Source organism: Streptomyces sp. NPDC054866, from assembly GCF_053610745.1.
Map to the genome: position 1 here is coordinate 545,101 of NZ_JBSGZA010000001.1, position 20,657 is coordinate 565,757.

The 20,657-nt window shown below is 71.6% G+C and carries 22 protein-coding genes; 6 read left to right on the forward strand and 16 right to left on the reverse strand.

Annotated features, from left to right (window positions below; genetic code table 11):
- Positions 1 to 89 precede the first annotated feature (89 nt).
- Positions 90 to 485 carry a winged helix-turn-helix transcriptional regulator gene (locus ACWGI2_RS02255; protein WP_453693202.1) on the forward strand — a complete coding sequence of 132 codons (396 nt, stop codon included), beginning with the start codon at positions 90 to 92 and terminating at the stop codon, positions 483 to 485.
- Positions 486 to 506: 21 nt separating this feature from the next.
- On the opposite strand, the gene ACWGI2_RS02260 is transcribed toward ACWGI2_RS02255, so the two are convergent.
- From ACWGI2_RS02260 to ACWGI2_RS02310, 11 genes are all read right to left on the reverse strand, one after another.
- The gene (locus ACWGI2_RS02260; protein WP_453693204.1) at positions 507 to 1,325 is read right to left on the reverse strand and encodes an SAM-dependent methyltransferase; all 819 of its coding nucleotides are present in this window, start codon (positions 1,323 to 1,325) and stop codon (positions 507 to 509) included.
- Between the two features lie 124 nt (positions 1,326 to 1,449).
- Positions 1,450 to 1,872, reverse strand: a complete 423-nt coding sequence (locus tag ACWGI2_RS02265) for an acyl-CoA thioesterase (RefSeq protein ID WP_453394238.1) — start codon at positions 1,870 to 1,872, stop codon at positions 1,450 to 1,452.
- A gap of 42 nt (positions 1,873 to 1,914) precedes the next feature.
- The gene (locus ACWGI2_RS02270; RefSeq protein ID WP_453693206.1) at positions 1,915 to 2,559 is read right to left on the reverse strand and encodes a hypothetical protein; all 645 of its coding nucleotides are present in this window, start codon (positions 2,557 to 2,559) and stop codon (positions 1,915 to 1,917) included.
- A gap of 135 nt (positions 2,560 to 2,694) precedes the next feature.
- Positions 2,695 to 3,600 carry a TIGR03619 family F420-dependent LLM class oxidoreductase gene (locus ACWGI2_RS02275; protein ID WP_453693208.1) on the reverse strand — a complete coding sequence of 302 codons (906 nt, stop codon included), beginning with the start codon at positions 3,598 to 3,600 and terminating at the stop codon, positions 2,695 to 2,697.
- A gap of 91 nt (positions 3,601 to 3,691) precedes the next feature.
- Complete coding sequence (locus tag ACWGI2_RS02280) at positions 3,692 to 4,276, reverse strand: TerD family protein (protein WP_453693210.1); 585 nt, start codon at positions 4,274 to 4,276, stop codon at positions 3,692 to 3,694.
- Positions 4,277 to 4,329: 53 nt separating this feature from the next.
- Positions 4,330 to 4,923, reverse strand: a complete 594-nt coding sequence (locus tag ACWGI2_RS02285; protein WP_453394242.1) for a histidine phosphatase family protein — start codon at positions 4,921 to 4,923, stop codon at positions 4,330 to 4,332.
- Positions 4,924 to 5,012: 89 nt separating this feature from the next.
- Positions 5,013 to 5,831, reverse strand: coding sequence for a hypothetical protein (locus ACWGI2_RS02290; protein WP_453693212.1), 819 nt, complete (start codon positions 5,829 to 5,831; stop codon positions 5,013 to 5,015).
- Positions 5,831 to 7,132, reverse strand: coding sequence for a VWA domain-containing protein (locus ACWGI2_RS02295; RefSeq protein WP_453693214.1), 1,302 nt, complete (start codon positions 7,130 to 7,132; stop codon positions 5,831 to 5,833). The genes ACWGI2_RS02290 and ACWGI2_RS02295 overlap by 1 nt, the downstream gene beginning before the upstream one ends.
- 82 nt (positions 7,133 to 7,214) lie before the next feature.
- The gene (locus tag ACWGI2_RS02300; protein WP_453694628.1) at positions 7,215 to 8,468 is read right to left on the reverse strand and encodes an FAD-dependent monooxygenase; all 1,254 of its coding nucleotides are present in this window, start codon (positions 8,466 to 8,468) and stop codon (positions 7,215 to 7,217) included.
- A 35-nt stretch (positions 8,469 to 8,503) separates the two neighbouring features.
- Entirely contained in the window at positions 8,504 to 9,112 is a 609-nt protein-coding gene (locus ACWGI2_RS02305) for a peptidase (RefSeq protein WP_453693216.1), read from the reverse strand.
- Positions 9,113 to 9,135: 23 nt separating this feature from the next.
- A complete protein-coding gene (locus ACWGI2_RS02310) occupies positions 9,136 to 10,347 on the reverse strand; it encodes a pyridoxal phosphate-dependent aminotransferase (protein ID WP_453693218.1) in 1,212 nt (403 codons plus the stop codon).
- Between the two features lie 84 nt (positions 10,348 to 10,431).
- On the opposite strand from ACWGI2_RS02310, the gene ACWGI2_RS02315 reads away from it, so the two are divergent.
- Together ACWGI2_RS02315 and ACWGI2_RS02320 are read left to right on the forward strand one after the other, a co-directional pair.
- Complete coding sequence (locus ACWGI2_RS02315) at positions 10,432 to 11,076, forward strand: winged helix-turn-helix transcriptional regulator (protein ID WP_453693220.1); 645 nt, start codon at positions 10,432 to 10,434, stop codon at positions 11,074 to 11,076.
- 52 nt (positions 11,077 to 11,128) lie between these two features.
- Positions 11,129 to 12,034 carry a HipA family kinase gene (locus ACWGI2_RS02320; RefSeq protein ID WP_453693222.1) on the forward strand — a complete coding sequence of 302 codons (906 nt, stop codon included), beginning with the start codon at positions 11,129 to 11,131 and terminating at the stop codon, positions 12,032 to 12,034.
- Between the two features lie 110 nt (positions 12,035 to 12,144).
- Here the strand turns inward: ACWGI2_RS02320 and aceB are convergent, their stop codons facing one another.
- Both aceB and ACWGI2_RS02330 read right to left on the reverse strand, forming a co-directional pair.
- Entirely contained in the window at positions 12,145 to 13,764 is a 1,620-nt protein-coding gene (gene aceB, locus ACWGI2_RS02325) for a malate synthase A (protein ID WP_453693224.1), read from the reverse strand.
- Between the two features lie 226 nt (positions 13,765 to 13,990).
- Entirely contained in the window at positions 13,991 to 14,587 is a 597-nt protein-coding gene (locus ACWGI2_RS02330; RefSeq protein ID WP_453693226.1) for a nucleotidyltransferase family protein, read from the reverse strand.
- 200 nt (positions 14,588 to 14,787) lie between these two features.
- On the opposite strand from ACWGI2_RS02330, the gene ACWGI2_RS02335 reads away from it, so the two are divergent.
- Positions 14,788 to 15,102 (forward strand): DUF5955 family protein, encoded by a 315-nt coding sequence (locus tag ACWGI2_RS02335; protein WP_453693228.1) that lies wholly within the window; start codon positions 14,788 to 14,790, stop codon positions 15,100 to 15,102.
- A 27-nt stretch (positions 15,103 to 15,129) separates the two neighbouring features.
- On the opposite strand, the gene yczR is transcribed toward ACWGI2_RS02335, so the two are convergent.
- Positions 15,130 to 16,599 carry a MocR-like transcription factor YczR gene (gene yczR, locus ACWGI2_RS02340; RefSeq protein ID WP_453693230.1) on the reverse strand — a complete coding sequence of 490 codons (1,470 nt, stop codon included), beginning with the start codon at positions 16,597 to 16,599 and terminating at the stop codon, positions 15,130 to 15,132.
- A 120-nt stretch (positions 16,600 to 16,719) separates the two neighbouring features.
- On the opposite strand from yczR, the gene ACWGI2_RS02345 reads away from it, so the two are divergent.
- The gene (locus ACWGI2_RS02345) at positions 16,720 to 17,232 is read left to right on the forward strand and encodes a universal stress protein (protein WP_453694629.1); all 513 of its coding nucleotides are present in this window, start codon (positions 16,720 to 16,722) and stop codon (positions 17,230 to 17,232) included.
- 284 nt (positions 17,233 to 17,516) lie between these two features.
- On the opposite strand, the gene ACWGI2_RS02350 is transcribed toward ACWGI2_RS02345, so the two are convergent.
- Entirely contained in the window at positions 17,517 to 18,188 is a 672-nt protein-coding gene (locus ACWGI2_RS02350; protein WP_453693232.1) for an ABC transporter ATP-binding protein, read from the reverse strand.
- Positions 18,185 to 19,270, reverse strand: coding sequence for an ABC transporter permease (locus tag ACWGI2_RS02355; protein WP_453693234.1), 1,086 nt, complete (start codon positions 19,268 to 19,270; stop codon positions 18,185 to 18,187). The genes ACWGI2_RS02350 and ACWGI2_RS02355 overlap by 4 nt, the downstream gene beginning before the upstream one ends.
- A gap of 135 nt (positions 19,271 to 19,405) precedes the next feature.
- Here ACWGI2_RS02355 and ACWGI2_RS02360 point away from each other — a divergent pair, with 135 nt between their 5' ends.
- Positions 19,406 to 20,650 (forward strand): sensor histidine kinase, encoded by a 1,245-nt coding sequence (locus ACWGI2_RS02360; protein ID WP_453693236.1) that lies wholly within the window; start codon positions 19,406 to 19,408, stop codon positions 20,648 to 20,650.
- The last annotated feature ends 7 nt before the right edge of the window (positions 20,651 to 20,657 follow it).

Genomic DNA, 20,657 nt, shown 5'->3' on the forward strand with positions numbered 1-20,657 from the left:
ATGAAAACCTCCATGAACTGCATAGGTGCACGACTTGTAACGGGACTCATCGTGGGTGACCATGGAGGCCGGGAGAAGGAGGCACTTCAATGTCCCATGGGAACACCGGTGTTACCTCGCAGGTGGTGAACGCGCAGGCGTGCCCCGTGCGGGAAGTTCTTGACAGGGTGGTCGGGAAATGGAGCGTCCCGATCCTGGTCGCGGCGGCCCACGGCCCCATCCGCTTCACGGAGCTGGAGCGCAGCATCGACGGCATCAGCCGCCGCATGCTGACCCTCACCCTGCGGAATCTGGAGCGCGACGGCCTGCTCACGCGCACGGTGCATCCGACGGTACCGCCGAAGGTGGAGTACGAACTGACGACGGTCGCCCAGGAGTTGCACGGCACGCTGCTGTCCCTGACGGGGTGGGCGGAGCGGCACCGGGTGACGATCGCGCAGTCGCGTGCGGACTATGACGAGCGGCGGGGGCTGGTGGACGCGTAGCCCCCGCCGCTCCGGAGAGACCTATGGCTTGCGGGCCACCGCGCCGTACGCGTCGACCGGCGTCGTGTCCGCGGAGCCGGAGTCCGGGCGCCATCGGGTGACCTGGCAGACGCCGGGCTCCACCAGCTCCAGGCCGTCGAAGAAGCCGCCGATCTCCTCGACGCCGCGGACGTAATAGGGGATCGCGCCGCTCTTGTTGTACGCGTTCGACGCCGCGATCATGCCGTCGCTGGTGGCGGTGCTGTCGCTGATCACCAGATGGCTGCCGGACGGCAGGCCCGCCATCAGCCGGGACACCAGCTCGTGCGCCTGCTCGTAATCCGCCACGTGGCCAAGGGTGTTGAGGATCATCAGGGCGACCGGACGGGAGAGGTCCAGGGTCGCGCTCGCGGCCTCCAGGATGGCCTCGGGGGCGTAGAGGTCGGCGTCGATGTACGCGGTCTCGCCTTCGGGCGTGCTGGTGAGCAGCGCGCGGGCGTGGGCCAGGACGAGCGGGTCGTTGTCCACGTACACGATCCGGGAGTCCGGGGCGACGCGCTGCGCGACCTCGTGCGTGTTGTCGGCTGTCGGCAGGCCCGTACCGATGTCGAGGAACTGGCGGATGCCCTGCTCCGTCGCCAGATACCGGACCGCGCGGCCCAGGAAGTGCCGGCTCAGGCGCGCCACGTCGACCAGGCCGGGGTGGATCTGCTTGATGTGATCGCCGAGTTCGCGGTCCTTCTCGTAGTTGTCCTTGCCGCCCACGAAGTAGTTCCAGAAGCGCGCGGAGTGCGGCGTGCTGGTGTCGATGCGCGCGCGTATGTCCGCGGCGGCGTCGGCTTGGGGGTCGCGGTCCGGCACGGGAGCCTCCTGGGGGTGAGCGGGCCTGCTTACTGCTTGAAAGAACGATCACCAGCCAATCTAGTTCCCGCCACCCGGGCCGGCGCCCCAACTGCCATGCTGCCGAAGGCCGGTCAAGGGCCGGTCAGAGGCCGATCACGGCCGGGTCATTCGCCAGCGCTCTGAAGTACTCGCGGGGGTCGGCCACCATCTGCCGTTCGTTCAGGTCCAGGAGGCCGCCGATGGAGTGCAGCTCGGCGGCCTTCGTGCCGTCCGTCTTGCGGATCGTCTGCTCGATGCGGAACGTCTTGCGCTCGCCCCACACGAAGACGCAGCTCACCTCCACCTCGTCGCCCGCGCGCAGCTCGCTGAAGTAGCGGATGGTGTTCTCCAGGGCGACCGGGCCGACCCCCTTGGCGAGCAGATCGGCCTGCTCGATGCCGGCCGCGCGCAGCACCGACCAGCGGGCGTGCTCGGCGTACTGGAGATAGACGGCCTGGTTCAAGTGGCCCTGCGAGTCCGTCTCGTACCCACGGACGCTGATGCTCACGGAAAACGGCTCCGCCACGACATTCCCTTCAACGGTTCAACACGGTCACTGCAAGATTGTCTAGCTTCTCCGGGGCGAGGCGAGGAGATAGCGCGCGCCCCCGGGCCGCTCGGCGTGCTCACTGACCTGCCAGCCCGCGGCCTCCAGGGCCGTCGCGCACGCCCGCAGCCCGTCCGCCGCCGCCTCGCGCACGGCGACGGCCTCGGGCTGCGGAGTCTCGTCCACCCGATATCCGCCGGGCCCGGGCGGGCAGCCCGCCGCCTCCAGGGCCAGTGCGGCGGCCTGCACCAGATGCTTCCGCTCCCAGGCGCAGGGACGGTCCCGCGCGCCGTCCGGGTTGGTCATGCGGCGCATCTCCAGGAGGCCTTCCCAGGCGCTGCGTACGTCACGTGCGCGGGCCTCCGGTCTCTCCGCGCCCGGCGGTGGCGTCGGCCCGGCGCCGGTGCGGGCGGCGAAGAGGCCGGAGGCGGCGGGAGTGTCCGGAGGAGGGCCGGGGGCCCCGGCGGCGGGATGGCTCTCCTTTCCCTCCCGTATGCGATGGCCCGTGGGCGTCAGGAAATAGGCGTGCGGCGGACGGGGGTGCCGGAAAGCGAGGCGGTGGCGCACCAGTCCCGCCAGCTGTGCCTCGCTCCCGGTGAGACGGCCGGTCGCCGGGTCCGCGGCCTCGATGATCCGCCGCTGAGCGGCCGTCGGAGGCTTCGTCATGAGCCCACCTCTTCTCCCAGGTCCTTCTGCCTGGTTCCGATAGTGCCTCGTCCCACTGACAACGGCCGCGGGATGTCAGCTGACGGTGGATGTCAGCTGGTGGTGGATGACGGGCCGCCCAACTGTTTCCGATACTCAGCGAACCGTTCCCGTTACGGGGTCGACCACCTTCTCGACGACGAGCTCCAGCGTGCGCCGGTCGTCGTCGGCGGTGCCCCGCTCAGCGGGCGTGCCGGGATAGGTGTCGAGCAGCACGTCCGTGGCGCCGAGCTCGGCGAGCGCCTCCAGGTCGGCGCGGAGCTGGTCGACGCTGCCGTGCCCGAGGGGGCGGTCCTCCGTGTCCGGTTGCGCCGTGAGCTTGAGCTGGAGGCGGGGCACGAGGTCCGGCACGGGGCGCCCGGCGGCCTCGGCCTCCGCCGCGATGCGGGGCAGCGCCGTCCGTACGGCTTCGAGCGTCGGCATGAACGGGTGCCAGCCCTCGCCGAGGCGGGCCGCGCGGCGCTGGGCCGCGGGGGAGTTGCCGCCGACCCAGACGGGCAGCTGCGTCGCCGGGGCGGGAGCGTTGCGGATGTCCTCGTAGGCGGCGAACCGGCCCTGGAAGGAGGTCGTCTCCTCGCTCCAGGCGGCGCGGATGGCGGTGAGGTACTCGTCCGTGATGGCGCCGCGCTTCTCGAACGGGACGCCGAGCGCCTCGTACTCGGCGCGGGACCAGCCGACACCGGCGCCGAGGATGAAGCCCGCTTCGTTGAGCTGGTCGATGTTGGCGGCCAGGCGGGCGGTCTGGAGCGGGTGGCGGTAGGGGATCACGGTGATCGTCGTGCCGAGCCGCAGCCCCGGGACGCGGCCCGCGAGATGCGCGGCGAGCACGAACTGGTCGTAGAACGGGGCCGGATAGACCGCGTGCACGTCGGGGGTGACCGTTATGTGGTCGGAGATCATCGCGAAGCCGAACCCGAGTTCACGGGCGTCGGTCGCCTGACGGACGAGGGAGTCGGGGGTGGTGCCGGAGCCGAAGTTGAGGAGGTTCACGCCGTATCGCATGACGGCAAGTCTTGATGATCTTCGGGTCGCGTGTCGAACCGGGCCGGCCGGTGACCCCGGCCGGCCCGGAACTCCGCTCGCTGCCGGCCAGCTACTTGCTCATCGCGAAACGCATCAGGGCCTGCTCGTCGCCCTGCTTGATCTTCCCGGTCTCGTTGATGACCTGGAGCTTCCAGGCCCCGCCGTCCCGGATCGCCTTGGCCACGGCGCAGCCGTTGTCGTTCGTGAGCAGGCTCGGCCAGATGTCGGCGACCTGCTGGGTGCTGCCGCCCGTGGCGTCGTACACCTTGAAGCTGATGTTGCGCGCGTTCTGGAAGGCGCTGCGCTTCTTGTACGCGGCGGCGACGAACACGATGGACGTGATGTTGTCCGGCACGCGCTCGAACTCGACGGTCACCGTCTCGTCGTCGCCGTCACCCTTGCCGGTCTGGTTGTCGCCGCTGTGCACCAGCGAGCCGTTGCCCAGCGGGTCGAGCGAGTCGAGTCCGGCGAGGCGCACCGGGTCGGCCCCCGCCATCGCGATGGCGATCAGATCGAGGTCGGTGCCGGCCTTCTGGCGGAGCTTGCCCATCAGGCCACCGCTGCTGCCGACGGTGGGGTCCCAGGACACCCCTATGGACAGACGGGTCACGCCGCCCAGATCCGCCGGTCCGTCTTCCTTCTTGAGCGTGATCATTCGTGATCCTTCTTGGTGGTGAGAGTGCTATATGGGACAGAGTGTGCCTGGTTTTACGGCCGAATGTTCCAGCTCGCCACCACCGGGCGGCCGTGCTCCGTGCTCAGGCGGCACACCGTCCCCGTCGCCAGCTGGAACAACGACCCGCCCGACACCGGCAGTCCGAGCCGCCGGGCCGTAAGGACCCGCAGGAAGTGGGAGTGCGCGAAGAGGACCACACTGCTTTCGTAGTTGGCCAGTGCCGCGTCGACCTTGGCCAGCATCCGGTCCGCCCGCTCACCGACCTCCTCCGGGGTCTCACCGGGGTGCTCGGCGGGGCCCGGGGCCACTCCGTCCGTGAACAGATACCAGTCGGGGCGTGTGCGATGGATCTCCACCGTCGTGACCCCCTCGTACGCCCCGTAGTCCCACTCGCTCAGGTCGGGGTCCACCCGGGCGTCCGGGAACCCCGCCAACTCCGCCGTGTCCTTGGCCCGCTGCCGGGGGCTCGTGAACGCCGCGCCGATCCGGAACCGCCCCACGAGACCCGCGAGGCCCCGCGCCTGTTCCCTGCCGTTCTCGGTGAGCGGGATGTCCGTCCAGCTGGTGTGCCGGCCGTTCATCGACCACTCGGTCTCGCCGTGCCGGACGAGGAGCAGGTCACCCATGGTGCGGAACTTCCTGTCTGTCGATGGATCTGAGGGGTCTGGCGGTGGTGGCCGGACCGCCCTGCGTGCCGGTCCGGCCACCACCGAGACTAGATCCCCGCAGGTACGCGCGCCGGGCGGCCCGAGCCGCGCGTCAGGCGGTAGCCCCCGATGCCCGCGAGCGCGCCGAGCACACCGCCGCCCGCGGTCCACAGCCAGCGCGACGACCACAAGGCCGACGCCCAGCCGTCCTCCGGCTCACCGGAGGCCGCCGCCATCTTTGTGCCCGCCCCCGGCACCAACGGCTCCGCCAGCGCGCCGTCCACCGCCTGCGCACCGCCCGCGTCGCTCGACGTCACCTTCGTCGAGGCCCGCATCGGCAGGCCCAAGTCGTCGGCCTTGAGGCCGGTGACCGTCACACGCGCGTAGTACGTGCCGGGCAGCGGGTCGTTGGCCCACGGCTCGGACCAGCCGCGCACGGTGCGCAGCGTGCAGGACAGCTCGACCGTGGCGGCGTCCTGCGCGGCCGTCCTGGTCTGCGCGCCGAACCGGCACGCCTGGTGGCGCCGCAGTCCGTCGTACACATCGACCTGCCAGGTGGAATCGCCGTGCCGTGCGGCCGCGTCGGGCAGCTTCACCGTGGCGTGCACGGTCGGGCGCTGCCCGATGTCCGCGGGGAACGACCAGTACAGGTAGTCGCCGGTGGACGCCTCCGCCGTCGCCTCCTGGTCCGGCTGGATCGCCGTCGCCGTACGGAAGGACGTACCGGCCTCGGTGGGCTTGTCACCGTCCTCGGCGCTGCCGGCGAACGCCACTCCGGCCGAACCGGCCAGGGCGAGCAGCGCGGCACCGGCCAGCACACCTGCCCGGCTCAGCACACCCGCCCGGCTCAGCACGCCGGTTCGGCTCAACACACGTGTCGTACGCATCAGTTGGTCCTCCAGACCGCGAAGCGCCAGCGCGAGACCCAGCCCCAGACCAGACCGGCGACGAAGCCGGTGAGGATCAGTACGCCGAGCAGCCACCAGCCGTTGCCCAGGCCGAACGACGCCACGTCCGACGCCTCGTCGGGTGCGTCCACCAGATCGACGGAAAGCTCGACGGGCAGGCCCGGGGTCGTCTTGACCGAGGAGGGCGCCGAGAAGGAGTTGCTGACCTGGAGACACACGGTCTCGGCGGCGGGTTCGCTCCCGCCGTTCTCCTCCTCGTCGTCCTCCTCCGGCTTCGGATAGCGCAGGCCCGTCGAGATCACGTCCGTACGCCCGTCGCCCGCCTCGGAGCCCCGCACGATCTCGCGTCCGTGCACGGTCGATGCCCGCAGCAGCACGCCGTAGTCCCGATTCACCGCGCGGTCGGCGCCGACGCTGACGGAAGCGCGGAGCTCCTGGCCGGGCTTGACGGCGACGCGGTACCAGCGGTGCTCGCCGAACTTCTCGCGGTCGGTGTAGACGCCCGCGTTCAGCCGCGGGGCGTCGGTGCACTGGGCGGCGCCCTCGGTCGCCACCGGAGTGGCGACGGGGTCCGCCGCGCGGTCCACCAACTGCTTGACGCGGCCGGAGAGTTCATCGGTGTGCCGCACCGACGTGTACGTACCGCCGGTGGCCTCCGCGATGCAGCTCAGCTGGTCGCGGGTCTTGGCGTCCGGCACGAGGCCGAGCGTGTCGACCGTGAGGTGGATGCCCTCGGCGGCGATCTTGCGGGCCACCTCGCAGGGGTCGAGCGGCTGGCAGGTGTCCTCGCCGTCGGAGATGAGGACGATGCGGCGGCTGCGCTCCTTGTTGTCGTCCTTGAGGTCGTCGGCGGCCTTCAGGAGCGTGGGGCCGATCGGCGTCCAGCCGGTGGGCGCGAGCGTGGCCACCGCGGTCTTCGCGTCGGTGCGCCCCGCCCGGTCGAGCTCCGCGACCGGGTAGAGGAGCTCGGTGTCCTTGCAGCCCGTCTTGCGGTCGTCGCCGTGGTAGTTGGCGCCCAACGTCCGTATGCCGAGCTGGACTTCGTCGGGTGTGGCGTCGAGCACCTCGTTGAACGCCTGCTTCGCCGCCGCCATCCGGGACTTGCCGTCGATGTCGCGGGCCCGCATCGAACCGCTGACGTCGAGGACCAGCTCGACCTTGGGTGAGGGCTGTGCCGGTTCTTCTTCGCCGGCCGCGGCGGGGCCCGCCGCGCCGAGCCCGGCGGTCAAGGCCGCGAGCAGGGCGAAGGCCCCGGCCGCCAGCCGTTGTCTTGTGATCATCGCCGGATCTTATTGATCTTGACGTGCATACCCAAACCGGCGGGTGGGTATGAGCCTTCGCCCCTTCAACTAGGGCCTCGGTCTACCGCCTCAGCTCGCGGCCCCCGAACGCCCCGCCCCCGTCGGCCTGCTTCCACCACGTCTCAAGGGCCGTCTGGTCCATCGACCGCCACGGCGGCGTCTCCTCGACGAGCGCGAGGCCGAGGCGCCGCCCGAGATCGACCATCGCGCCGCCGACGACAGTGCGGTCGGTGTCGTACGTGTCGAGCGCGTCCGCCCAGGTCGTGGCCGTGGCGAAGGCGGACTCCAGAACCGTCGCGTCCTGCAGCGCCTTGACCGCCCCCGCCCCGGTGTGCGGCCGGGCGACGGTGGCCGCGTCGCCCATCAGGAGCAGGCGGCCCGCGGTGTAGCGGGGCGCCGTGAAGTCGTACATCGGCTGGAGGAAGAGCTCGTCGGGGGTGGTCGTACGGACGAGATCGCCCCAGAAGGGAGGCAGCAACTCGTCGCACACGTACGTGAGGTGAGAGGCAAGGGCCTCCGTGAGCCCACCGGGCGGCAGGCTGGTGAGGGCTGTGAGCTTCAGGTCGAGGCCGAGCCCCAGGTCGAGGTCGGGCGGCGGTGCCGTGTAGAGGACCCAGTTGACGCGGTGGCCGCCGACTCCGTCGGGGATGCGGTAGACGATGACATGGCCGCCGGAGAAGACGACGTACGCGCAGTCCTCCTCCGCCCACAGCTCCGGGTCCGGCAGCCGTTCGGCCGGGAAGGCGCCGCGCCAGGCGAGGTAACCGGCGTACGTGGGACGCACGGTGGCGAACGCCGCCGTACGGACCACGGAGCGGTAGCCGTCGGCGCCGACCACGAGGTCGACACGCTCGGTGCCGTCGGCGGTGACCACCTCGGCGCCCTCCGCGCCCCATGTGCCCTCCGCGCTCGCATCGCCGGGCCGCACCTCGTCCACCGTCACGCCCGAGCGGAAGACCACGCAATCGGGCACGCGGCCCCGCAACTCACGCCACAGAGGACCCCAGTTGTACGTACGGAAAGGGAACGCCATCGCCCCGATCTCGTGCCCGAGCGGCCCCGCGGCCGACCCGTCCCGCACATACCAGCGGCGCCGCTCCAGCTGCACCCACGGCATGTCCGCGTCCAGATACCCGGCGGAATCCAGCTCCGCGTAACGGGAGTTGTGCACCGCGAGCCCGACGCCGCGGTCCGCGAGCCGGCCCGCGGCCCGCTCGTACACCGTGATCTCATCGGCGCCACCGCGGTACGCGGCGAGTGCGGCGGCGCATCCGGCGATGCTTCCACCCACGATGGCGACCCTGCCTCCACGCATCATCGCGCCATCCTGGCAGCAAGGGTGACCCTCTGTCAGCGCATGGACACTCCGCGTCCGGCGAAGAACGGTTCGAAGTCCGAAAGTGCCATGTCCGCCATCCGCGTCCCGGCGTCGATCCCGGACGGGTTGTGCAGGTGCAGACCCCCGTCCGCGGAACGCCCCGTGACCAGCACGAGGTGGCCGCCCCGGCCGGGTGACGGCCGGTGCGGGCGGCGGATCTCGTAGTGCACCGAGACCATGACCGAGCGGCCCTCGTCGAGCAGGCCGGTGATCTCCTCCACCGTGAGGTGCCGGTGCACCGTGGCGTTGACGCCGTGCACGTCACGTACGTACTCCGCGAACGGGGCGTAGATCAGCCCGCGGATCGTGCCGTCGGCGTCCTCGGTGTACCCGCCGTACTTCAGCGCGCCGTCCCGCAGCTCGAAGAGCGGGGGCGCGGACGGGCCGAGGGCCATCCGCAGGCACGTCAGACCGCACAGATGGCCGCACCAGCGCGCGTAGTCGTCGAGGGTGGCGGCGCCCGACTCGGCCCAGGCCGGGTCGGCTGCGGGGTCGAGGCCGCCGTACACGATCCGCTCGACGAGGCCGGGCGAGGCGAACTGGGTGAGGGAAGGGACCTGGCAGGCGGAACAGAGAGACACACGACCCCCGTCGTCCGGTGACGTCACTGGCGGTAGCCGCTGAGGAAGCGGCCGATGCGGCTGATCGCCGCGTCGAGGTCGTCAGCGTAAGGGAGGGTCAGGATGCGGAAGTGGTCGGGGCGCGGCCAGTTGAAGCCCGTGCCCTGGACGACCTGGATCTTCTCCTGGAGGAGCAGGTCGAGGACGAACTTCTCGTCGTCGTGGATGGGGTGCACCTTGGGGTCGAGGCGCGCGAAGGCGTACAGCGCACCCTTTGGCTTCACGCACGAGACGCCGGGGATCTCGTTCAGCTTCCGCCACGCCATGTCGCGCTGCTCGTGCAGCCTGCCGCCCGGCACGGTGAGCTCGCGGATGGACTGCCGGCCGCCGAGGGCGGCCTGGATGGCGTACTGGGCGGGGGCGTTCGGGCACAGGCGCATGGAGGCGAGCATGGTCAGCCCCTCCAGGTAGCTCTTCGCGTGCTGCTGCGGCCCCGTGACGACCAGCCAGCCGGACCGGAATCCCGCGACGCGGTACGTCTTCGACAGGCCGCAGAAGGTCAGGACCACGAGGTCCGGGGCGAGGGCCGCGACGCTGTGGTGCACGGCGTCGTCGTACAGGATCTGGTCGTAGATCTCGTCGGCGAAGACCATCAGGCCGTGGCGGCGCGCGAGGTCGAGGATGCCCTCCAGGACCTCCTTGGGGTAGACGGCGCCCGTGGGGTTGTTCGGGTTGATGATCACGACGGCTTTGGTGCGGTCGGTGATCTTCGACGCCATGTCGTCCAGGTCCGGGTACCAGTCCGCGGACTCGTCGCACGTGTAGTGGACGGCCTTGCCTCCGGAGAGGGTCGTCACGGCGGTCCACAGGGGGAAGTCCGGGGCGGGGATGAGGACTTCGTCGCCGTCCTCCAGGAGGGCCTGGACGGCCATCGTGACCAGTTCGGAGACGCCGTTGCCGAGGAAGACGTCGTCCACGGAGACCTCGTCGAGGCCGAGCGCCTGGTAGCGCTGGGCGACGGCGCGGCGGGCCGAGAGTACGCCGCGCGAGTCCGTGTAGCCGTGCGCCTGGGGGAGCATCCGGATCATGTCCTGGACGATCTCCTCGGGCGCCTCGAAGCCGAAGAGCGCGGGGTTGCCGGTGTTCAGGCGCAGGACGCTGTGGCCCGCCTCCTCCAGGGCGTTGGCGTGCTCGATGACCGGGCCCCGGATCTCGTAACAGACCTCGCTGAGCTTGCTGGACTGCCGGAACTCCATGCGCTGTGCCTCCCGTGACGTGAGTTACTTGGTTTTACCAAGCTGGAGCTTGGAAAGTCCAACAACTTGCATAGACTGCGTCGCATGCCACCTGCACCCAGGCCTCGCCGAAGCTATGACCAGTACTGCGCTGCCGCCCGTGCCCTCGACACCGTGGGTGACCGCTGGACCCTGCTGATCGTCCGCGAACTCCTGGTCGGGCCCCGCCGCTACACCGACCTGCACGCCGATCTGCCGGGCGTGAGCACCGACGTCCTGGCGTCCCGGCTCAAGGACATGGAGCGCGAGGGCCTGACGACGCGCCGCCGCCTGCCCCCGCCATCGGCCGCGTACGTCTATGAACTGACCGAGCGGGGCCGCGAGTTGCTGCCGGTACTCCAGGCCCTCGCCACCTGGGGCGCGCCCGCCCTCCAGGAGCGCAGGCCCACGGACGCGGTCCGCGCCCACTGGTTCGCGCTGCCGCTGCTGCGGGCACTGACCGGGCTCGGGGCGGAAGGAGTGATCCAGGTCCGCCTGGACGAGGGGGAGTTCCATGTACGCGTCGGGGGCGACGGCGTCTCGTACGGGGACGGACCGGCGCCCCAGGAACCGGACGCCCGCATCGTCATGGACGCCGAGACGTCCGTCGCGGTGAGCGGGGGCGCCCTGACGGTCGCCGAAGGGGTCAGGGCGGGCCGGATCGAGGTGTCCGGCGAGGGCGTCCTCGCGAAGGCCCTGCGCGCGTGCTGACTCGGCGAAACCGGATCGTGGCCGGGCGGGCCCTCGGCATACAGTTGCCGGTGTGCTGCGTGAAGTGACTGCTGTCCGGTATGTGAACCCGTTGCGGACCGGGGGCTCCGTGCCCGGCGTCGTCGAGACCGACGACCTGGGTACGTACGTCGTGAAGTTCACCGGCTCGGCCCAGGGCCGCAAGGCGCTGGTCGCCGAGATCATCGTCGGCGAACTGGCCCGCCACCTCGGCCTGCGCTTCCCCGAGCTGGTCATGGTCCACTTCGACCCGGCGGTCGCGGCGGACGAGCCGCACCAGGAGGTGCGGGACCTGCTGGACGCGAGCGCCGGTCTCAACCTGGGCATGGACCTCCTGCCGGGCGCCGTGGACTTCACCCCCGAGGCGCTGGACGTGGACCCGCTGGAGGCGGGCAAGGTGGTGTGGCTGGACGCCCTCACGGCGAACGTCGACCGCACGGTGCACAGCTCGAACCTGATGATCTGGCCCACGTCCGGCTTCCAGCGGCCGAGGCTGTGGCTGATCGACCACGGCGCGGCCCTGGTCTTCCACCACCGCTGGGGCGCGTCCGCGCCGGACAAGGTGTACGACTTCCGGCATCACGCGCTGGGCGGGTACGGACCCGATACGCGTGCGGCCGACGCTGAACTGGCCCCGCTCGTCACGGAGGCGGCGCTGCGCGAGATCGCCGGTCTCGTGCCGGACGCGTGGCTGGCGGACGAGCCGGGATTCTCGTCCCCCGACGAGGTCCGCGAGGCGTACGTCGCTTTCCTGCTGGCCCGCGCGCGTGCCTCCGCGGTCTGGCTGCCGGTGGACTTTCCCAGCCGGGGTGAGCTTGCCGCCGCCGATGCTCGGCGTGCTGCCGCTACCGAGAGGGGCCGCCCTGCCTGGCTGAAGCGGGTGCCTGATCTGCACGGGAAGCCTGCGGCTGAGCAGGACTGGACGCGGCACATCGGTTAGCCGCGGGCCGTCTGTGGCTGGTCGCGCAGTTCCCCGCGCCCCTTCGGGGCACGGCAAAGCCCCCGGCGCTGTGCGGTGCCGGGGGCCTTGTCGTTGACTCCGCAGGGAAATCAGCGCAGTTGCTCGTACGCCGGGAGCGTGAGGAAGTCCGCGTAGTCCGCGTCCAGGGAGACCTGGAGCAGGAGGTCGTGGGCCTGCTGCCACTTGCCGGACTCGAAGGCCTCGTCGCCGATCTCGGCGCGGATCGCGTCCAGTTCAGCGGCGGCGACCTCGCGGGCCAGGTCGGCGGTCGCCGTCTGACCGTTCTCGAAGACGACGCCCGCGTTGATCCACTGCCAGATCTGCGAGCGCGAGATCTCGGCGGTGGCCGCGTCCTCCATGAGGTTGAAGATGGCGACGGCGCCGAGGCCCCGCAGCCAGGCCTCGATGTAACGGATGCCGACCTGGACGGCGTTGACCAGGCCGTCGTACGTGGGCTTCGCGTCGAGGGAGTCGATGGCGATCAGGTCGCCCGGGGCGACGTTCACGTCCTCGCGCAGACGGTCCTTCTGGTTGGGCTTCTCGCCGAGCACCGCGTCGAACGACTTCATGGCGATCGGGACCAGGTCCGGGTGCGCGACCCAGGAGCCGTCGAAGCCGTCGCCCGCCTCGCGGTCCTTGTCGTTCTTGACCTTCTCGAAGGCGACCTTGTTGACCTCCGCGTCCTTGCGGGACGGGATGAACGCGGCCATGCCGCCGATCGCGTGCGCGCCGCGCTTGTGGCAGGTGCGGACGAGGAGTTCGGTGTACGCCCGCATGAAGGGGGCGGTCATCGTCACGAGGTTGCGGTCCGGCAGGACGAACTTCGAGCCGCCGTCACGGAAGTTCTTGACGATGGAGAAGAGGTAGTCCCAGCGGCCCGCGTTCAGGCCCGAGGCGTGGTCGCGGAGCTCGTAGAGGATCTCCTCCATCTCGTACGCGGCCGTGATCGTCTCGATGAGGACCGTGGCGCGGACGGTGCCCTGCGGGATGCCGACGTAGTCCTGCGCGAAGACGAAGATGTCGTTCCAGAGGCGGGCCTCCAGGTACGACTCCGTCTTCGGGAGGTAGAAGTACGGGCCCTTGCCGAGCTCGATGAGGCGCTTGGCGTTGTGGAAGAAGTACAGGCCGAAGTCGACGAGCGCGCCGGGCACGGGCTTGCCCTCGAACTGCAGGTGGCGCTCGTCCAGGTGCCAGCCGCGCGGGCGCATCACGACGGTGGCGAGCTCGTCGGCGTCCTTGAGGGAGTACGACTTGCCGCTGCGGTCGTCCGTGAAGTCGATGCGGCGCTCGTAGGCGTCGGTGAGGTTCAGCTGGCCGAGGACCACGTTCTCCCAGGTGGGCGCCGAGGCGTCCTCGAAGTCCGCGAGCCAGACCTTGGCGCCCGAGTTCAGGGCGTTGATGGTCATCTTGCGGTCCGTCGGCCCGGTGATCTCGACACGGCGGTCGTTCAGGGCGGCCGGGGCCGGCGCCACCTTCCAGGAGTCGTCCGCGCGGATGGCCGCGGTCTCGGGAAGGAAGTCGAGCGTGGAGGTGCGGGCGATCTCGGCGCGGCGCTCGGAGCGGCGGTTGAGGAGCTCGTCACGCCGGGGCGTGAAGAGCCGGTGCAGCTCGGCCACAAAGGCGAGGGCCGCGTCGGTGAGGACCTCCTCCTGCCGCGGCAGAGGCTCCGCGTCGACGATGGCCAGCGGGGACTGCGCTGGTGCGGACATGAGCTGTCACTTCCTTCAGCGAGCTTCACAGGTGGTGTCGCGGCGGCCGCCGGGCCTTCGCAGTGACACTCAGTGCCACAGGAGCCGAGATACGGCCGTGGACCCCACTTGAGGGAACGGGTGCTTCTGAACAGTGGATACTAGTTTCCTCATAGTGGAAGTTCAATCGTCTGTTGACGTCGAGATTCTCTTCATCGACAGAACGTGTCGCTGAGTGCCATGCCGGTCACTCAAGGTGGATCAGGTCGGCGGGCGTGTCGATGTCGTACGCCCTGGCCACGTCCCCGCACTCGACGAGCGCGATCTCCCCGGCGTGTTCCTTCAGATAAGCGCGTGCCCCGCGATCACCGACCGCGCTCGCCGCGATGCCCGGCCAGTGGTCGGCGCCGAAGAGCACCGGGTGGCCGCGTTCACCGTCGTAGGCGGCTGCCGCGAGGGTGGCGGGCGAGCGGTAGGCGGCGTACACGCGGGCCACCGCGTCGGGCCCGATGCCCGGCTGGTCGACGAGGGAGACGAGGGCGGCATCGGCCCCGCTGCCGCGGAGGGAGGCGATGCCGGCCCGCAGCGAGGAACCCATCCCCTCCGCCCACTCGGGATTGTCGATCAGTACGCAGCCGGGGAGCGAGGCCTTCTCGCGTACGACGTCGGCGTCTGCGCCGAGCACCACGTGCACGCGCGTGCAGCCGCCCTCGCGCAGTACGCGGACCGCGTGCTCCACGAGGGGCCGCCCCCGGTGGTCGAGGAGCGCCTTGGGCCGGCCGCCGAGGCGCCGCCCGCCGCCCGCGGCGAGAAGGAGCCCGGCAACCATCGGATTCGTCGTCATGGCTCCTGCATACCGCACCCTGTCCGCGGGGTCGCGACGGCTTCCGCGATCGAGGCGGTGTCTTCCGGCCGGAAAGTGGCGCGTCCCGCTTCCCGTGGCGTTTACTTGCCCGCGGCCCCCTGGCGTCTGACCAATGCCGTACGGGGTCGGCAAGATCTGCACGAGAGACATGCGCACGACATTGTGCGAGGGGGAGAGCTGTGTTGCGGAGCGTGGGGCAGAGGCGAGTGACCGGCAGCGATGAGGATCCGCGAGTCGCGGAGTTGGGCACGGCTGTGTCCCGGCTGCGCCGTGAGCTAGCCGCGCATCCGGCCGAGTTCCCCGACCGGGGCATCGCCGAGGACGAGCTGGCGGCACTGGCCGCGATGGCCCTGAGCGGCACCCCGGAGGTACCGAGACTGCGCCGCTCACTCCTGCTGGTGGCGGGAGCAATCGGCTCGGTCAGCGCACTGGCCTCGGGCCTGGCGGCGGTCAGGGGAGCGGTGGAACTCTTCGGGGAGCCGGGACCGAGGTAGACCGACCCCGCAGGGGCGTCTGTGGCGTTACGCGACCCAGTTGCGTGGGCCCCCGGTCGCCGCGGTGTTCAAGCCGTCGGCCAGCGTCGCGGCCAGGCGGCGGGCTGCCTCCTCGCCTGCGGTGGGCGGCAGGGTGTAGGGGATGCGCAGGCGGTGTTCGTGCGTACCCGGGTCCGCGCCGAAGCGGGCGCCTCCCTCGATGCGGACGCCGTGGGACAGCGCCGCGTGGGCCAGGGCCGAGGCGATCGGCCGGCCCAGGTCCACCCAGAGCGACAGGCCCCCCGGCGGCGTCCGCCAGCGCCACTCGGGGAGATGCCGGGCGAGCGAGGCGGCCAGCGCGTCCCGCTGCGCGCGCAGCCGCGGCAGCCGATCGCGCAGGACGTCGTCCATCCCGGCCAGCAGATGCAGCGCGACGAGCTGCTCGATCACCGGGGTCGACATGTCGGAGGGAACGCGCGCCGTAGCCAGCTCCGTGACGAGCCGTGAGCCCGCCCGCACCCAGCCGATGCGCAGCCCGCCCCAGTGCGTCTTGCTCAGCGAACCGACGGTGACGACCTGCTCGCCCATGCCGTGCGGGGCCAGCGCGGCGAAGGGCAAGGGCGGCGGCCCGTCGAGCGCGATGTCGGCGATCGTCTCGTCGATCACGAGCCGGCTGCCGGTGGCACGGGCGGCCTCCAGGACGCGTACCCGCTGCTCCCTCGGCATCAGACTGCCCGTCGGATTCTGGAAGTCGGGCACCAAGTAGGCCAGGCGCGGCGCCGCCTGACGGAGCGTCGACTCGTCCAGGCCGGTGTCCCAGCCGCTGTCGGTGACCGGCACGGGAGTGGCGCGAAGCCCGGCGCGGCGGATCGCGTCGAGGGCGTTCGGGTACGAGGGGTTCTCGACCAGGATGCGGTCGCCCGGCCTGCCGAGCAGGGAGAGCGTGAGGGAGAGGGCGTGCTGGGCGCCGGTGGTGATCAGGATCTGGTCGGGGAGAGTGGGAAGACCGCGCCGCGTGAAACGCTCGGCGACGGCTTCCCTCAACTCCGGGAGCCCGTACGGGTGGTAGCCCGGTGTCGAGGCGTGCCGGGGGAGGGCGAGGGCCGCGGCGGCGAGCGCGTCGGAGAGCTCCGCCTCGGGCGCGCCCGGTGCCGCCACCGCCAGGTCCAGCATGCCGTCGCCCGCCGGGAACGCGGCGACGCTGGAGGGGCGGCGCCCGTCGGGCAGCTCGGTCCAGGTGCCCGCGCCGCGCCTGCTGCGGGCATAGCCGCCCTCGCGCAGGAGGTCGTACGCGGCGGTGACGGTGGCCCGGCTGACACCCAGCGCCGTGGCGAGCTCGCGTTCCGCGGGGAGCCGGGTGTGCAGGGGGATGCGGCCGTCCAGGAGGAGGGTGCGGATGCCGTGCGCGAGGGCGCGGTAGCCGGGGTGCGGAGTTCCGGCCGCGCCGGTCACCATTTGAGCCAGCTGCCTGCTGCCGAGCCGCCGGTCCACGTCGTGGACCACGCGTACGTCCGCCATGCCACCTCCCGCTGATTGGCCCTGCCTGCCGGGCCAATCAGCGTACAGACTCCTGCTGAGTGGGCCGGATTGGCCTGGTACGGCGAGGGAGAGGAGCGGGCGGTGGGAGCGCGGGTTGTCGTGGGGGTGAGCGGATCGCCGGCGAGTCTTGCGGCGTTGCGGGTGGGAGTGGAGGAGGCGCGACGGGGCGGGCGTGTGCTGGTCGCGGTGATCGCGTGGGAGCCGCCGGAGGGGGAGGGGCTGTACGCGCGTCGTCCGGACCGGGCGTGGGCCCGGCACTGGGAGGCGGTGGCCCGGGAACGGCTCGACCAGGCCTTCGAGGAGGCGCTCGGCGGGGCGCCGGAGGGGGTTGTGGTGGAGCGGTGGGTGGTACGGGGCAAGGCTGGACCTGCGGTGTGCGACCTCGCCGCGGCCGGGTCGGCGGACGATCTCGTGGTCCTCGGCGGGGGGAAGGGGCGGGGGAGGGTACGGCGGTACGTGCAGGGGCGTGCGGGTTGCCGGGTCATGGTGGTGCCGGGGCCTGTTGTACCGCGGGGGGTTCGGCGGGCGTTGCGGAGGGTCAGAGCAGCGGATTTCTCCCCCACCCCGCCCCTACCCGAAATCCCGGCTCGGCCGGCCAGGGGTTGCCGCTGACCACTGGCTGCGCCAAGCTCGTCCTCAAACGCCGGACGGGCTGAAACGCCTCAACTCCGCCTGGTCGGCGATGCGTCACCGGCTCCGCCGAGTTCGTCCTCATGTGCCGGGTGGGTTGGAATGCCTCAACTCCGGCCGGTCGGCGGTGGGTCACCAGCTTCGCTGAGTTCGACCTCACGCGTCAGGCGGGCTGAGACGCCCCAACTCCGCCCGGCCGGCGATGTGTCACCGGCTCCGCCGAGCCCGCCCTCTCACCCGGACCGCCCGCACTACCCCCTCTCCTGCTAGCCCCCCACCCTCCCGTCCACCAACTCCACCACCCGGTCGGCGACAGACAGCCGTGCTCGGTCGTGCGTGACCAGTACCGTTGCCGTGCCCCACTCCCGCGTGAGCCGACCCAGCAGGTCCAGGACCGCCGCGCCGCGTTCGTGGTCGAGTGCGCTGGTCGGCTCGTCCACCAGGAGCACCGCGGGTGAGTTCATCAACGCCCTTGCGATGCCAACCCGTTGGCGCTGGCCGCCCGACAGCTGGTGCGGGCGGCGGTGTGTGAGGCCCGCTAGGCCCACCGTGTCCAGCAGCTCCCGTGCGCGATCCCGGGCCTCGCCCGAGCGTCCGCGCCCGTCCAGGCGCGCCATCAGTTCCACCTGCTCGAGCGCCGTCAGCGATGCCAGCAGATTCGGCTGCTGGAAGACGATGCCCATCCTCCGCCGCCGCAGTTCCGCACGTTCCGCCGCGGTCAGTGCGGCCGTCTCCGTACCGCCGACCACCACCCGCCCCGCATCGGGAGTCACCAGCGTCGCCGCCACCGCAAGGAGGCTGGACTTTCCGGAGCCGGACGGGCCGACGACCGCCGTCATCGTCCCGGCGGGGACCTCCAGGCCGACTCCGTCGAGCGCCGTGAGCCTGCCCTCCCCGTCCGGGTACGTCAGCGTGATGTCTTCGAGGGACAGACTCATCGTGCACTCCCCAGCGCGGTCAGCGGATCTACGGCGGTGATCCGCCTTACGGACAGGCCAGCGCCCAACGCCCCGAGGGCGATCATCACGGCGGCGGGCCACAGCACGGTCGGCGGCTCCAGCACGAAGGGGACGTCACCGCCGCTGATCGCGGCACCGACCACCGCCGCGATCCCCGTCCCCAGAGCCGTACCCGCGGCCAGCATCAGCACGGCTTGGCCCAGAGCGTCCCTGAGCAGATACGGCGTGGACGCCCCCAGCGCCTTCAACACCGCGATGTCACCCGCGCGTTGAATCGTCCACACCGTGAAGAACGCCCCTATGACGAGCGCGGAGATGACGAAGAGGAAGCCGCGCATCAGCTGCAGCGAACCGTTCTCCGCCTGGTAGGAGCCGATCGCCGTGAGCGCGCCGTCGAGAGACTTCGTCTTCGTGCCCGCCGCCTCGTCCCCGGCCGCGAGATCGACCCCGCCACCGGTCCGCAGCGCGATGACCGTGGCCTGCTCGTCCATCGACGTACCCCGGTGGCCGAGCCCCTGCCAGTCGTCGAGCGTCGTCCATACGACAGGGGTGTGGCTGTACGAGGCGTCCGACGCGACCCGTGCGACGCTCTCCTCGACCCCGCTCCCGCCGAGCCGCACCGTGTCCCCGGGGCCGACGCCCAGGTCCGCCGCCGCCTTCTCGGAGAGCACGGCCTCGCCCGGCGCGATGCCCGCGGGCGCGATCCCGGAGTCCGGTTCGACGCCGAAGGCGGACACCGCGGCCGAGCGGTCGCCCGCGGTGGCGTTGAGCGTGCTGATGCCGACCGGCTCGGCGGACCGTACGCCGGGCTGCTCGGCCCAGGTCTTCCAGGAGCGCTCTTCAACCTGGGAATTGGTGAAGGAGACGGACTGGCCGGACGGTGGCGCGGCGAAGGCGATGCGGTCGGCCGGGAGGCCGGTGATCGCGGAGGTGTTCTCCCTGGCGAGCCCGGCGGTGAGCCCGGAAAGCAGCCCCACGAGCAGAGTGATGAGCACGACGACGGCTCCCATCAGGGCGAACCGCCCCTTGGCGAACCGGAGGTCTCTCCATGCGACGAACATGCCCCCACCCTCCGTCCGCGCCCGCCCCCACGGCATCGCGCCACAGCACGCTTCACCCGAATCGAAGGGGGGAGCCCGCGATCAACCTTTCGGTTGAGGGGATACGGGGCTGTTCCGCATACGCTGGAAGGTCCGATGAACACCTCCGAAGCTCCCCCCAACCTCTCCGGCGAGACCCGCCCCGGACCTCCGGCCGGGCCCGGGGCCCCGTCCCGGACCACTCCCGTAGCCCTCGCCCTGCGGCTCTGCCTGCACGCGCTCCTCGCGGGGCTGCTCGCGCTCGCCGCCGTGCGCGCCGTGGCCGACGGTGCGCCGCGCGGGGGTGCCGTCGTGGCGGCCGTGGTCGCGATGGGCGGTGTCTACGCGGCGGGGACGCTCAGCCCGGCCGTCGCGCGCTCACAGCGCGCCGCCGCGGTGTGGCTCGCGGCGCTCGGTGTCTGCTGGGTGGCGCTGCTCGTCCTGTCGCCGGACGGGCTGTGGACGGCCTTCCCCCTGTACTTCCTGCAACTGCACCTGCTGCCCGTGCGCTGGGCGCTGCCCACCGTCGCGCTGACCGCCGCTGCCGCCATCGCGAGCTTCCTGCTGCACGGCTCACCCGTGTCGCCCGGCAGTTTCATCGGGCCGCTGCTCGGCGCGGCCGTGGCGGTCGCCACCGTCCTCGGGTACGAGGCGCTGTACCGGGAGAGCGAGCGGCGCCGTCAGCTGATCGACGAGCTCATGGCCACGCGGGCCGAGCTCGCGGCGGCCGAGCGGACCGCGGGCACCCTCGCCGAGCGGGAGCGTCTGGCGCGCGAGATCCACGACACGCTCGCGCAGGGCCTCTCCTCCATCCAGCTCCTGCTGCGTGCCGCGCAACGCGCGCTGCCCGCGGGTTCGCCCGCCGCGCCGCACATCGAGCAGGCCCGTGCCGCCGCGCAGGACAACCTCGCCGAAGCGCGCCGCTTCGTCCGCGCCCTCAGCCCGCCCGACCTGGAGCGCGGCTCGCTGGCCGGAGCCCTTGAGCGGCTCTCCGCGTCCCCCGCAGCCGACGTCGACGTCAAGTTCACGGTGAGTGGGGAGCCCGCCGAGCTCCCCACGCCGTACGAGGTCGCCCTGCTCCGCACCGCCCAGTCCGCCCTCGCCAACACGTTCCAGCACGCGGGCGCGGGGCGCGCCGAGATCACCCTGAGCTTCATGGGCACGTCCGTGTCCCTGGACGTCGTCGACGACGGGCGCGGCTTCGACCCGGCATCGGCGCCCAGCGGCGACGGGGGATTCGGGCTCCCCGCGATGCGGGCGCGGGCCCGGTCGCTCGGCGGGACGCTGAGCGTGGAGTCGGCGCCGGGGCAGGGGACGGCCGTCGCGGTCACCCTGCCGCTTCCGACGGAGGCCGCACGGTGAGCGCCGC

Excerpts from the sequence above, each read along its gene's own strand:
- ACWGI2_RS02310 (WP_453693218.1), bottom strand. The coding sequence starts at position 10,347 with ATGGAGTTCCGGCAGTCCAGCAAGCTCAGCGAGGTCTGTTACGAGATC.
- ACWGI2_RS02300 (WP_453694628.1), bottom strand. The coding sequence starts at position 8,468 with ATGCGTGGAGGCAGGGTCGCCATCGTGGGTGGAAGCATCGCCGGATGC.
- ACWGI2_RS02270 (WP_453693206.1), bottom strand. The coding sequence starts at position 2,559 with ATGACGAAGCCTCCGACGGCCGCTCAGCGGCGGATCATCGAGGCCGCG.
- ACWGI2_RS02360 (WP_453693236.1), top strand. The coding sequence starts at position 19,406 with ATGAACACCTCCGAAGCTCCCCCCAACCTCTCCGGCGAGACCCGCCCC.
- ACWGI2_RS02330 (WP_453693226.1), bottom strand. The coding sequence starts at position 14,587 with ATGACGACGAATCCGATGGTTGCCGGGCTCCTTCTCGCCGCGGGCGGC.
- ACWGI2_RS02285 (WP_453394242.1), bottom strand. The coding sequence starts at position 4,923 with ATGGGTGACCTGCTCCTCGTCCGGCACGGCGAGACCGAGTGGTCGATG.
- ACWGI2_RS02350 (WP_453693232.1), bottom strand. The coding sequence starts at position 18,188 with ATGAGTCTGTCCCTCGAAGACATCACGCTGACGTACCCGGACGGGGAG.
- ACWGI2_RS02280 (WP_453693210.1), bottom strand. The coding sequence starts at position 4,276 with ATGATCACGCTCAAGAAGGAAGACGGACCGGCGGATCTGGGCGGCGTG.
- ACWGI2_RS02295 (WP_453693214.1), bottom strand. The coding sequence starts at position 7,132 with ATGATCACAAGACAACGGCTGGCGGCCGGGGCCTTCGCCCTGCTCGCG.
- ACWGI2_RS02315 (WP_453693220.1), top strand. The coding sequence starts at position 10,432 with ATGCCACCTGCACCCAGGCCTCGCCGAAGCTATGACCAGTACTGCGCT.
- aceB (WP_453693224.1), bottom strand. The coding sequence starts at position 13,764 with ATGTCCGCACCAGCGCAGTCCCCGCTGGCCATCGTCGACGCGGAGCCT.
- ACWGI2_RS02255 (WP_453693202.1), top strand. The coding sequence starts at position 90 with ATGTCCCATGGGAACACCGGTGTTACCTCGCAGGTGGTGAACGCGCAG.
- ACWGI2_RS02355 (WP_453693234.1), bottom strand. The coding sequence starts at position 19,270 with ATGTTCGTCGCATGGAGAGACCTCCGGTTCGCCAAGGGGCGGTTCGCC.
- ACWGI2_RS02275 (WP_453693208.1), bottom strand. The coding sequence starts at position 3,600 with ATGCGATACGGCGTGAACCTCCTCAACTTCGGCTCCGGCACCACCCCC.
- ACWGI2_RS02290 (WP_453693212.1), bottom strand. The coding sequence starts at position 5,831 with ATGCGTACGACACGTGTGTTGAGCCGAACCGGCGTGCTGAGCCGGGCG.
- yczR (WP_453693230.1), bottom strand. The coding sequence starts at position 16,599 with ATGGCGGACGTACGCGTGGTCCACGACGTGGACCGGCGGCTCGGCAGC.